At 62.4% G+C, this 12,954-nt stretch carries 6 protein-coding genes; 3 read left to right on the plus strand and 3 right to left on the minus strand.

The genetic code is table 11. The features are described from left to right. Nucleotides 1-333: 333 nt before the first annotated feature. On the minus strand, nucleotides 334-2,508 hold the full coding sequence (locus GJ700_RS01065) for a 3-keto-alpha-glucoside-1,2-lyase-like domain-containing protein (RefSeq protein ID WP_154370799.1): 2,175 nt from the start codon (nucleotides 2,506-2,508) through the stop codon (nucleotides 334-336). 215 nt (nucleotides 2,509-2,723) lie between these two features. Between GJ700_RS01065 and GJ700_RS36225 the strand changes: the two genes are divergently transcribed. Continuing rightward, nucleotides 2,724-4,337, plus strand: a complete 1,614-nt coding sequence (locus tag GJ700_RS36225) for a family 43 glycosylhydrolase (RefSeq protein ID WP_154370800.1) — start codon at nucleotides 2,724-2,726, stop codon at nucleotides 4,335-4,337. Between the two features lie 51 nt (nucleotides 4,338-4,388). On the opposite strand, the gene GJ700_RS01075 is transcribed toward GJ700_RS36225, so the two are convergent. Together GJ700_RS01075 and GJ700_RS01080 are read right to left on the minus strand one after the other, a co-directional pair. Continuing rightward, the gene (locus tag GJ700_RS01075; RefSeq protein WP_154370801.1) at nucleotides 4,389-6,299 is read right to left on the minus strand and encodes a glycoside hydrolase family 97 protein; all 1,911 of its coding nucleotides are present in this window, start codon (nucleotides 6,297-6,299) and stop codon (nucleotides 4,389-4,391) included. A 44-nt stretch (nucleotides 6,300-6,343) separates the two neighbouring features. Next, nucleotides 6,344-11,344 (minus strand): OmpL47-type beta-barrel domain-containing protein, encoded by a 5,001-nt coding sequence (locus tag GJ700_RS01080; RefSeq protein WP_154370802.1) that lies wholly within the window; start codon nucleotides 11,342-11,344, stop codon nucleotides 6,344-6,346. Between the two features lie 186 nt (nucleotides 11,345-11,530). On the opposite strand from GJ700_RS01080, the gene GJ700_RS01085 reads away from it, so the two are divergent. Further along, nucleotides 11,531-12,238, plus strand: coding sequence for a GntR family transcriptional regulator (locus GJ700_RS01085; protein ID WP_229506721.1), 708 nt, complete (start codon nucleotides 11,531-11,533; stop codon nucleotides 12,236-12,238). Nucleotides 12,239-12,241: 3 nt separating this feature from the next. Beyond that, nucleotides 12,242-12,946, plus strand: coding sequence for a GntR family transcriptional regulator (locus GJ700_RS36230; RefSeq protein WP_371867772.1), 705 nt, complete (start codon nucleotides 12,242-12,244; stop codon nucleotides 12,944-12,946). The last annotated feature ends 8 nt before the right edge of the window (nucleotides 12,947-12,954 follow it).

Below are 12,954 nucleotides of genomic sequence, written 5' to 3' on the forward strand. Positions count from 1 at the left end.
ACATGGTGGTCTCCTTGCCGGTGTGATTGTTACACCAACTTGTTATCGATAACAACTCTTGCCTTAAAAAAATGCATGCCGCGGTGAGATTGTAACGAGGCGTTGTCGCTTGCATGTATGAAATATTTAGCGGGTCGGCCGTTAAATTGGCATACTTTCGCGAATAGGCCCTGCATTACCGACTTCACTTTAGCAAGTAGCCAGGGCGATTTGCGCGGCCCGGATCAAAATCAGGAAATCCTGACGTCAAGTTGGCCGCGCCAGGCTCCAGGCTGTTCGATAACGTTATCGATACCAATATTTTAATTGCAACACACTCATGGCGGCAGTTATTCAATACAACGGCGCAGGCCCGCGTTCCGCCGGCGCCGGTAACGCGCCACCGGGGCGATTGACCAGCACATTGTCAAAATATGGCATGCTGAGTTTTTTCGGCACGGTATCAGTCAATGCGCCGGCCAACAAGCCGGCCATGCCCCGCGCATATAGCGCATCCGCCGCTTCGAACACCGGTTTGCCGTTGACGTAAGCAGTGATGGCCGAACCGTTGAAGCGCAGCTTCAGCTTGAGCCACTGGCCCGCTGAGATGCCCGGCAGACGGGCGCTGGCGAGGACTTTTTCGCCCCCTTCGCCAGCATCGTTTTGCTGCCGGATCAGCGCCTGCTGCTCGGCGTCGCCAACCAGCGCCTTCTTGTCCGCCTTGCCGCGCACCACCACCAGGCGCGCCTGGCCGCTGTCGTCGATTTGCAGGAAATAACCCTTGGGGATAATGCCGTAGCCGGTACCCACGTGGTTGATCCTGCCCATCACGCCGGCCATATCGCCCGGATTCAGGTACACGTCGGCGCTGATTTCGTAATCCTGCCACTGATCATCGCCAATGATGGTGTACTGGTGCCAGTCCGGCGCCCATGAAATCGTGGGGACTGGCGCGCTCTGATGCAGGCAACGGCTGCTCACGCCGGGGCAGTCCGCCAGCTCGAAAGCGCCGGCAATGTCGGCGAAATAATGCGGCAGGTAACCCCACTGTTTCGGCTGCTGGTACTGTTCGAAGGTTTCGTAATACGGGAAGGGAAAGGCGCTCAATGCCGGCACGGCGTCGAACGATCCCTTGCGCTGCCCTTCCGTGGTGGTCAGCGAATACACGGCGTCCGGCTCCAGCGTCAGCATGACCGCGCCGCCATCCGGCGCCAGGTCCGCCTGGCGCATGAACTGTTGCTGTGCCGTGCTGCGCCACACCGCCAATTTTTTGCCGGACAGGCCGCCCGCGTTTTCAAAGCGCACGCGCTGTGGCGCTTTCGCACCCTTGGTTTCAATAATGATGCTGTAATCGCTGCGCGGCGACTTCAAGGTCACATAGGTGCCGCCGCCCGCCAGGTCGCCGCTGCCGCCGCTGATGTACGTCCAGCCGGCTTCCGTGAACTGGCCATAATGCGCATACCCCCACAGCGAAGGATTGATGACGTAATGCCCGCTCCAGGGCCAGTTGGCGCGCACGGCGGCTTCTTTTTCGCCGGAATAGCTTTCCATGGTGTACAGGCCCGCAATGCCATACCAGTTGACCACCTTGGTCACACCGCTGCGGATGTAATTTTCATTGAACGCCTGCACAATGCTGATCAAGCCATCGTAGCCGGCTTTATACACATGGCCTTCGGTATTCCACAGCGGCTTGCCCATCTTTGCCGCCTTTTCCCGGATCGCGGCAGGCACCGCGTATTCCGGCGCGTTGATGTGGGCGCCGATGACGCCGAGCGCATCGCGCAATGCCGGGTCGGTCATCATGTCGTCCACGAAACGAAGCTTCCAGTCATTGGGCCAGTTGTCGAACCCGTGCAACTTGACGTCTTGAAAACCGTTGCTATCGAGCGCGCCGCGCAGCGCTTTGGCGAAGGCGTAGTTCACGCCTTTTTCATTACGCATGCCCAGCGCCTCCATGCGCAAGCCATGCACGTCACGCAAGCCTTGCAGCCAGCTCACATAGTAGTCGACGGTGTCCTGGGAAAAGAAATGCGGGTTGTCGGAATACTCGGTGCCGGCAAACAATCCGCCCTTGTCGCCCAGCCAGCCCGGAGCGCTCCAGGCCGCGCCATCCAGCGTCAGCGCCGGGTTGCGCTGGCGCGCTTCCCGCATCAGCCACCACGTGTAGCCGCGCGAATAATTCAAGTCGCCGCGCGCATGGGCATGACTGGGCATGGAGCCCTGTGTGGCATTGCCGTCGCCGGGCACTTCCACGTACAGCGCGCTGACCGACGCGCCGAATTTCGGCTTGTATAGCAAATCGAGGATCTGGCGGCGCTGCGCTTGCGGATAATCCTTCAGCAACACGGACGTGCCGCCACCGCCATCGACCACGCCGATGCCGTCGAACCGCTTGCCGCCGGCGTTGCCGTTGAGGACCACCCGCTGCACATCGGCGCCCTGGGCAAATGATGGCGGGATGGAAAACACAGCGGACAGCGCGGCCGCCAATACCGTGGCGCTGAATGAGCGGGGCAATGTGAACAAAGCGGGTCTCCTGCTATTAATGGGATGCGTACGGCGTTGTCGATACCTCGCCACGCCTGCATGCTAACCAAACCCGCCAGCGCCCATCTATGCAATTTCATGGCGGGCTTATGCTGTTTTCCTATAACTAATGTTTTAGTGCATCAAAACAGCGATGCCACCTCGATGTCTGGGTAAAATATTAGTGCAGCACATTACTGACTGGAGATCACATCTTGGCAAACCGAAGAGACGCATTGAAATCGCTGGGAATTGCCCCCCTGGCGCTGGGCGCACCGGCCGCGGCGCACGCCGGTACGCCTGCCCATCCGACGCCGGGCGCGACTTGGCGCGCGGGGCTGGAAGGCCAGCGCAAAGCCGACCTGGGCAACGGGACCTTCCTCAACCCCATCCTGGCCGGCGACCATCCCGACCCGTCGATCCTGAAGGACGGAGCGGATTATTATCTGACCTATTCGACATTCGACGCCTATCCGGGGTTGCTGATCTGGCATAGCCGCGACCTGGTCAACTGGAAGCCTGTCGGCCCGGCGCTGGTGAAAAATATCGGATCGGTGTGGGCGCCGGAACTGTGCAAGCATCAGGGCCGCTACTATATTTACATCCCCACCCGCAAGTCCGCCGCGGCCGGCTCCCGCAACACGTCATGGGTGATCTGGGCGGACCGGATCGAGGGTCCGTGGTCGGCCCCGGTGGACCTGGACCTGCCCAACCATATCGATCCCGGACATGCCGTCGGCGAAGACGGCTCGCGCTGGCTGTTCCTGTCCGACGGCGATCGCGTCAGGCTGTCCGACGACGGCCTGAGCACTGTCGGCAAGCCGGAACACATTTATGATCCGTGGCGCTACCCGGACGACTGGGACTGCGAAGCGTTTTCCCCGGAGGGTCCGAAGATCACTCGCCATGGCGGCTATTTCTACATGATCCTCGCGATCGGCGGCACCGCCGGCCCGCCCACAGGACACATGGTGATCGCGGCCCGCTCGCGTTCCATTCACGGTCCATGGCAACACCACCCGCGCAATCCGCTGGTGCGCACCGGTTCCGCGCAGGAACGCTGGTGGTCCAGGGGCCACGCCACCCTGGTCGAAGGTCCGGGCGGGGACTGGTGGTCGGTGTACCACGGCTACGAAAACGGTTTCTGGACCCTCGGACGCCAAACCCTGCTGGCGCCCGTGTCCTGGACCGGCGATCACTGGCTCGAATTCGGCGGCGGCGACTTGTCGCGCCCCCTGCCGAAACCGAGGGGCGGACAAGCCGGTCCCCACGGCCTGGCGCTGTCGGATGACTTCAGCACGGACAAGCACGGCATTCAATGGAGTTTCTTTAATCCGGCGCCCGATGAAGCATTGCGGCTGCGGCGCGCCGACGGGACATTGCATCTGGCGGCGCGCGGCGCGGCGCCCTCAACTTCGTCACCGCTGCTGTTGATGGCGGGCGACCAGGATTACGAATTCGAATGCGAAATCGACGTGGAACCGGGCGCGCGCGCCGGCCTGGTGCTGTTCTATGACAGTTCCCTGTATTGTGGCGTGAGCTTCGATGCGGAAACCATCGTCACCCACAAGTACGGGATCGAGCACAGCCGGTACCGCAATCCGCTCGGACGGCGCCTGTTCATCCGCATGCGCAACATGCGTCACATCGTGCGGGTCCATCTGTCGGCCGATGGCAAGGATTGGAAGCGCTTCGAACGGACGTTCGAGGTCTCCGGCTATCACCATAACGTGCGCGGTGGATTCCTCGCGCTGAGGCCCGGCATCTTCGTCGCGGGCAAAGGCGAAGCACACATCCGCGGTTTCAGGTACCGGGTGCCGCAAAGCTGAGCGGCGCTGCGCGCGGCGGCCGGCAACGCACCGGCCGCCGCCTGGTCAGGCTTAGTTAAACACGGCAACGAAGCCGCCGTGCGGCTTCAAGGTGATGGCGGCTTTGCCCGCCAATAATTCCGCCTGTGAAAATTCCCGTTCGCCGGCGCCATCGGTGATCAGCACGCCTTTGCGCTTGCCCATAAAGGACAGATCCAACGTCACCGTGCGCTCGGCCGGGTCGGCATTCAGGCCGGCGACGTACCAGCGCCGGCCCGCCTTGCGCGCGATGGCGACATGGCTGCCCGGATAGCCCGCCAGGAAGCGGCTGTCATCCCAGCTCGCCGGCAAGTCGCGCAGGAACGTTTTCACATAGGCGGGGACCGTCGCCATGCCCTCCGGGATTTCCGCATAGTGCTGTATCCCGGACAGGAACAGCACCGACTCGGCCAGCTCGAAGCCGTTGCGGGTGCCGCGCTTGCTGTTCGGCCTGTCCGCGAACACCATCGGCGTGAAATCCATCGGGTCGAACAAGTTGCGGGTGAACGGCACGGTGGCGGCATGGCGCGCCACCTTGTCCTGGTCTGGCTCGAAGATGACGAACTCGAAGCCGCGGATGGCCTCCGCCGTCATCAGGTTCGGGTAAGTGCGCTGCCAGCCGCGCGGCAAGGTCGCGCCGTGGAAGTTGACCAGTATGCCCGCGTCGGCGGCATCTTTCAGGATGTCGACGTAATACTGGATCATCGACTGGCCATCGCCGCCAAAGAAATCGATCTTGACGCCTTTCACCCCCATCCCGCTCAGGCGCGCGAATTCCCTCACGCGCTTTTCACGCGTCAGCAGGGCGTCGCGCGGGGTCATGGGCGTGTCGTTCCAGGCGCCCGCCGAGTTGTACCAGAGGATCAGGCCGATTCCCTTGCCGGCCCCATAGCGCGCCAGTTCCCTGATCTTGTCGTCGCCTATTTTCTCGTCCCAGCCGGCGTCGATCAGGGTGTAATCCCACCGCATGTCGGCCGCATAGTCGATGAACTTCTTTTGCACGTCAAACACGGTGTAGTCGTCCTTCAGAATCGCCCAACTCCACGACGCACGGCCCGGCCGCACCAGCTTCCGGTCAAACCGGATGGCCGGCGCGGCGAGGTCGCTGCCCAGGGTCGAATCCATCACGGTCCGCAGGCTGCCCACGGCCAGTACGCGCCAGGGCGTGACCATGGCGCCGGTGGTCTCGGCCAGCAGCTTGCCGTTGCTGAACACTTCACGCGGGTCCGGCAACCCGATACGGTAGACGCCGTTCGGCGACAGGGTATCGAGCCGCGATGCATGGAAACTGCCATCCATGCCCGCTTCGGTCAGCGCCACCCAGGTATCGCCGCTCTTGAACAGCGCCGGAAATACCCACCCGGCGTTGAGCGGCGCCGGCATGCCGACCGGGATATCGTGCGTGTAATGCTCCTCGTAGGAGGGGTTGGTCCCCTTCCAGCCGGTCTTCGCGACCGACATCGGCTGCAGGAAAGCGCGTGCTTGCGGCAAGAAAGCGAAACCGGTGGTCTCGTTGACGAACGTCTTGGTGGCGATCGACGGATCGGCCACCACGTAGCGGAACGCCAGGCCGTCGTCCGACACGCGGAATGCCACGTCCATCCGCTGCCCGGCGGCGTTGCTCACCGAGTAGACTTGCTCGTTGGCACGGTAGTGGATCTGGCGGCGCTTCCCGACCGCCATGCGGTAATCCTCGGAAAGTGCTTTTACCGGCGTGGTCTTCACCAATGTCAGCTCGCGCGAGAAATCGGCGCCGGCCAGTTGCAGGCCAAGCGGCGACGGCCGCAGCACCGGCTGGCCGTTGCGCGTGACGGCATAGGTCAGCATGTGGTCCGGCCCGACCGCCAATGTGACATCGAGCTCTTTATTGGGGCTTTGCAAGGCGTGCGCGGCGCCACTGGCCAGGGTCGCGATCCATAGTGCGGCGATATTCGTTCGTTTCATATTCAGTGATTCTTAAAAAAGTAAATGGGGTATGCTGGCGATCTTCATTCCCATCCCTGGAAGTTACCTTGGTAAAGCGCGGGTATATAGCCGACCACGGAACGCCCCGGATTGCTGAAGGTCAGCGGTACACTGATGGTGGCGCCGGCGCCCAATGCGCCGGACAGCGTGACATATGGCGCGCCGCCGTCGACGCCGCTGGCGTTGTCCAGCGTGAGGCCTGCGGACAAGCCGTTCAGCTTGAGCCGCAGCGGACCAGCCAGCGCGGCGCCGGTGAGATTGGTCACCGTGACGCTGCCGGCATATTTGCCGGTGGCGCGGTTCAGGGTGGCGCCTTGCTGCGTCAGCTTCACGCCCGCGCCCAGGTCCAGCGGGCCGATATTCACGGCCAGCGAGCGGGCCGGTTCCACGTTGCCGGCCTGGTCCACGCTCCAGTAGGACACACTGTGGACGCCCCTGGTGCTCAACGCGACCGTGTTGCCAGTCTGCCGCGCGCCGCCGTCCACCGTGTAATAGGTGGCGACAGCGGGCGAACCGGCATCGGCCGCGACGGCCAGTCCCAGCGAGACATCGCCCGTATACCAGCCATTCACCGGTGCGGCCGGGTTGACGGTTACACTGGTGAGCGGCGCGCTGCGATCGATCGTGAGCGTGGCGTTTTTCGCCGCCTCGACATTGCCCGCCTTGTCCACGCTCCAGAACTGCAGCGCATACGTGCCATCCGCCGTGAACAGCGCGGCATTGCCGGTTTGCTGGGCGCCGCCGTTGACCTTGAAGTAAGTCGCCGCCACGCCGGAACTGTTGTCGGTGGCACTGAAGGTCACGGTGGTGTCCTGGCTCACCGGCGTGGCCGGCGTGTTACTGGTGGTAACCGGCGGCGTTGCATCCGCGGCCTGCACGGTCCCGTGCAAGCGCAGTTCGGACAGGTTGCCGTACCAGGTGTTGCCGTTATATACGCGGAGATAGCGGTAAGGCACGCCGCTGGAAGCCGGCAGGGTTTGCCACTCCGCCGTCGCGGCCGCTCCCGGCGTCAGGCTGGTCCAAGTAACATTGTCATTCGATCCCTGCACCACCGTGCCTTTGGCCCTGGCGGTCTGGTCTTGCCGCGCCGTCAGCTCCACTTTGGTCAGCGTGGCCTGGTTGCCCGCCTTGAAGTCGAATGTAATATAGGCGGCGGTGCCGGAATTATTGGCGCCGGTGCGGTAGTCCGTGCTCGATCCCAGGTTGCCGTCAAACAGCGCATTCGTTATCGACAGCGTGGACGCCGCCGTCCGGTTGACGGTGGAATCGATCAGGGTGGCGATACTGGTCACGTTCTTGATCACGTCCGCCTCGTCCACCAGGGTCAGGCCGGTGCCATCGGTGGTCGCGGTGCCCGGGTAGCCGTCCTTGCCGCTCTGCGTCTTATAGTTGATGGCGAACGTCACCGCGCCAGCTGCCGTACCTTGCGGCAGGATGGCCGTGGCCGTGAAGTTGACGTTGTCGGTGGTTGCCACCGTGGCCGGCACGCCCTGGATCGTGGCGCTGACATTGTTGATGGCTTCCTTGGCCGTGAACGCCACCTTGACCGCGTTGCCCGGCACGATGCGGGTGCGCAGCGCCTGGGCGGAGCTGAGCGACGCCGTTGCGATCATGTTCACCGACTCCACCGCGCCATACATGCGCAGCTCGGCCATATTGCCGTACCAAGCATTGCCGTTGGTCACACGGATATAGCGGTATGGCGTGGTGCTGCTGATCTTCAGCGTCTGCCAGTCCGACGAGCCCGCTGCGCCCGGAGAAATCGACGTCCACGTCACATTGTCGTTCGAGCCCTGCACCACGGTGCCGCCGATGCGCGACGCATACTGGTCTTGCCGCCCGATCATTTCCACCCGGGACAGCGTCGCCAACCCGCCACCTTTAAAGTCGAACTTGATCCAGCCGCCATTGCCCGAACCATTGACGCGGAAATCCGTGTAGGTCGCCAGGTTACTGTCGAGCAGCGCGTTGGCCTGCGCCAGCACGTCGGTCTGGTTCCTGCCGCTGGAATCGCTCAGCGCCGTCAGGCCGATCGGGTTGATCAGGCCGGCCTGGTCGGAAATGAACAGCGACGAACCGTCGGTGGTGAACAGGGTCGGTTCGGCATCAACCCCTGCCTGCGTCTTGTAGTTGATGACGAATTTGACGTTGCCGGCCGGCGCGCCGGCATTCGCGACCCAGGTGGCCGTCCAATTCAGGTTATCGGTGGTGGTGACCGTGGCTGGCTGGCCTTGCACCGTCACATTGACGTTGTTGACGGCTTCCCTGGTCTGGAATGCCAGCTTGACCGTATTGCCCGGAACGATACGCTTCTTGATGCTTTGTTCTGAGCTCATCGACACCGCCGCGATCTGGTTGACGGTTTCATAGCGGGTACCGAAGATACGGAATTCGCCCACTTCAAGGATGGAGTAGGTCGGGCGCACCATTTGCAGTTTGAAGAAGCGGAAGCGCTGGTTCTTCAATGCGTCCATCACCTGCAAGGTTTGCATGTCGTCCGAGACGACGGTCAGGCCGGTCGTCAGCTGGGTCCAGTTTTCACTGTCATTGGAACCGAACATCGCCACGCCGCCGATCCGTTCCGGGAAACTGGCGCGTACCTGCATCTGGAACTGTGACGCTTGAGCCTTGAAGTCCGGGCCGAAGTCCATGATATGCGCCAGGTTGGGGGCATAGGTGCCGGGGGCGGTCGACCACGTGGTTGCCGTGTTGTCGAGCAGCCTGGGCACGGCCGTGCCGAAGGTGGACGACACGAACATGTTTACGTAATTCACGCTGCCGTCAGCCAGCAATGGCGTTAATTCCTGCAAGCCCTTGACGGCCGCGTCCAGCGTGGCCAGTTTTTGCAGGAACACCGTGTCGCTGGCGCTGCCGGCCGCACTGGTGGTATCGGCATACACGGCGTTATATGCATTCTGGGTCGACGTCACGTACAGCGTATTGGGTCGATAGGTGGCGATGACGGCGCCGATCGCGCCTTGCCGGTCGCCGGCCACGGTGATTTTCACGACTTTGCTGGTCACCGTGGCGCCGTCCGACGTGGTGACGACAAAGGAATACACCCCGGCCTGCGTGGGTGTCCACGAAAACGCGCCGGTAACGGTATCGAAGCTGGCGCCGGCCGGTAAGTTGTCGGCCTGGTAAGTGAGGGTGTCTCCGGCGCCGGCGTCGGCGGCGGCAAAACTGCGGGTGACCGCCGCACCGGAGCCGGCATAGGTGACCAGGCTCACGTCCATTGCGCCGTCCGTAAACACCGGCGCGGTCAGGTTGGCGCCCTGTACGTTGATATGGTCGATGTCGACTTGCGCTCCGGCGCCGCGCACCGTCAGGAACAGCATGTCGCCCAGGCTGTGGAATGCATCCAGCGCCACGCTGACATAGCGCCACAGGCCCTGGGTATCGGGCAGCGCGATGCTGTCGTCGAACGCTTCCAGCGTCGCCACGCCATTGGTGCGGATGCGGAACGCGATGTTTTTCGAGCCGTTGCCATAGCCGGCCACGGCCAGCCGGGTGCCGGCCGAGGTGGTCGGGATACGGATGAACGACGCGGTGTCATCCTGCATCGTGCCCGCCTCGCCTTCCAGCACCGTGTAACGGTCCTCTACTTCGCGGTAAGGTTCAACGATGGGTTTCTTCAACAGTTGCCCGCCTTCGCTTTCCGCCGCGGCGGGAATGAATAGCCAGTAATCCCCGCCGCCATCGACGCCATCCCAGTTGTAGCTGGTGCGCGCCGCGAACATGCGGCTGAAATACGGGGCGCGTTGCTCGATATCGACGCCCTTGACGTACTTGTAGTAATAGTAAGGTTCCCATGTGCCGGAACTCAGGCGTCCCCGGTAGGCGGGCGCGATTTCCCGGTACACGATAGTGGGCGTGCCATTGGCATCGGTATGCGAAGCGGTCGGCGTCCACGGCGTCTCGTTGCCCAGCATGTAGCGCGCGAAGTAATCGGCCGCGTCGAGGATGCGGTCGTTGAGGAATTCATACGGCCCCACCGCGTCGGGTGCGCTGGATGCCGTGCCGTCCACCGGATCGACCTTGGTGCCCTGTGCGTTGAGCAGACGGGCCAGGATGCCGGCATTGGTGATGTCGCCGCCACCGTGCGCCTGGTCGCGCCCCATTTCCACGTGCTGCACCATCGGTGTCACGGCTGCGCCGGTCAAATCGTTCTTATCGACCAGGCGGAACAATGGCTTGATGGCGCCATTCTGGCCCTGGTCCTCAGCGGTCCGGTTGACCGTGAACCATTCCACCCCTTCGTTATAGCGGGCCCGGTTGCCCGTGAAAATATACCCGGACATGGCGCCCAGCAGCGGATACAGGTGCTGATTCATGAAGCGCCAATTGGTGTGCTGGAAGGTTTCAATGACCGGTGTAATCAGGTTGTTGCTGAAATTCGCCGTATCCTGCGCCGACCACTCCAGCGCGGGGGTCTGGCAACTGGTGTAGCGCAGGATCTCCGCAGCCGCCACCATGCGCGACAAGGGAATGCCGGTGTGGATGTGCGCATCGTTGAAATACGCGTATTTCGAAGGATCCATTTGCCCCCAGATGCGGATAATGCCCATCGCGTTGGCGCGATAGACTTCATCGCCAGTGATGTAATACAGCAGCGCCTGGGTATAGGCCTTCAGGCCGTCCGCGATGAATTTCGAATTGAAGCTCTGGCTACTGAACGCCAGGCTGCCCGGCCTGGTCGGGTCCGAACCTGCGTTGCTGGAACCAACATTGCGCGCCGCGTTGGCCGACAGCAGCATGGCATTGAAATGCGTATTCCACGGTTCTTTTTGCGCCAGCACCTGGGTGCGCACGTTCTCCAGCATTTCCCTGGTCAAGCCAACGCCCGGGTGCGTAAAGCCGTTCGCGTCAATGGTTTCATGGATGGCTGGCTGATAGGCGGTCGCCAGGGTCACGATGGAGTCGGCGGCCTGCGCCGGCAACGGTATCAGCGCGGTGGCCAAGCCCCATGCGGCTAGCGCCGCGGCGACGCTCGCCGCCAGCCGTTTGGTTTGATTTTTATTCATTTGTGGTCTCCATTGTGTGGGCGATGATTCCAACGTGAAATTTGCATCAGCGAAGCCATGCTAGCATATGCACTAAAACATTAGTTATCGATATCTGATATCGATAACTAATGTTTTAGTGCAACTTCGATATAAGGGAATGCCTGTCCCGGCCCAACGCGCTAAAATATCACCTCGATACCACCAATGAGCACCATGGATTTGTCACTTCTTGAAGGAACGTTTGATCTTGCGAAAGGACCTTCCGCGTCGACGCAGATCTATGACTACCTGCGAGCAAAAATCGTGTCGCTGGAATTCACGCCGGGCACGGTATTGCCCCGGCCCGAACTGGCGCGCTTTTTCAACGTTTCCGTAACACCGGTGCGCGATGCGCTATTGCGCCTGGAAGAGGAAGGCCTGGTCGACATTTTTCCGCAACATGCCACCCGGGTACGCGAAGTCGACCTTGATTCCGCCCGCCACGCGCAGTTCCTGCGCCTGGCACTGGAACTCGAGGTGGCCAGGACGCTGGCCAGCCAAGAGGACAGCAGCGTGCCGGCACGCCTGCGGCAACTGGTGGAGACGCAAAGAAGTTGCTGGGCGCGGAAAGACGTCGAGGGGTTTATCGCTGCCGACCAGGAATTCCACCGGCACCTGTTCACCGCGGCCAACGCGGAGCGGCTGTGGCATACGTTGCGTGCCCGCAGCGGCAACATGGACCGCTTACGCCGCTTGCACCTGCCGCTCAACAACAAAGCCGAGTCGGTGCTGCGGCAGCACGCCGAGCTGGTGGACGCCATCGAGCAGCGCGATCCCGCCCTGGCGGAAGACCGTGTCCGCCGCCATCTGGGCGGGACGCTGTCGCAACTCAACGACTTGCGGAACACTTATCCGCAGTATCTGAAGGAATAACCCGTGGCTTTCGGCCCCTTCCCCGTTCCATTCAAGCTCGACCGCACACGGACCGCGTCCGCCCAGGCATACGACCACCTGAGGGAACTGATCACGACCATGATGCTGGCCCCCGGCGCGCCCCTGGACCGGGGCGCGCTGGAGGAATATTTCAAACTGTCTTCCACGCCGGTACGCGACGCCCTGACCCGCCTGCGCGACGAAAACCTGGTGGACATTTACCCCCAGCACGCGACCATCGTGCGCGCCATCGATATCACGTCGCTCAACGACGCGCACTTGCTGCGCCTGTCGCTCGAACTGGAAGTGGCCGCCACGCTGGCGCGGCAGCGCGACGCGGCGCTGGTCCATACACTGGAAGGCCTGGTGTCCCAGCAGGCGTTTGCGCTGTCACGCCAGGATTACGACGGCTTCGTGCGCCTGGACATGGCGTTCCATCGGCACATGTTCAGCGCGGCCCAGGTCGAAGCGTTGTGGCACTTCGTGCGCGGCATGAGCGGCAACCTCGACCGCCTGAAGCGATTACACGTGCCGCTGGCCGACAAGGGCAAGCTGGTGCTGGCCGACCACGCCGCCATCGTCGGCGCCATCGCCAGCGGTGACGAAGCAATGGCGCAAGCCAGCGTCAGGGAACATTTGTCCGGTACCCTGGCGCAATTGGAAACGCTGAAGGCGCGCTATCCCGGCTACTTCTTTGCAGCAAAATGATGCGCGCC

This window comes from Pseudoduganella rivuli, assembly GCF_009674485.1.
Classification (GTDB): Bacteria; Pseudomonadota; Gammaproteobacteria; order Burkholderiales; family Burkholderiaceae_D; genus Rugamonas; species Rugamonas rivuli_B.

What these genes read in the sequence shown, in the direction of transcription:
- GJ700_RS01080 (WP_154370802.1), bottom strand. Translation starts at nt 11,344, where the DNA reads ATGAATAAAAATCAAACCAAACGGCTGGCGGCGAGCGTCGCCGCGGCG.
- GJ700_RS01075 (WP_154370801.1), bottom strand. Translation starts at nt 6,299, where the DNA reads ATGAAACGAACGAATATCGCCGCACTATGGATCGCGACCCTGGCCAGT.
- GJ700_RS01085 (WP_229506721.1), top strand. Translation starts at nt 11,531, where the DNA reads ATGAGCACCATGGATTTGTCACTTCTTGAAGGAACGTTTGATCTTGCG.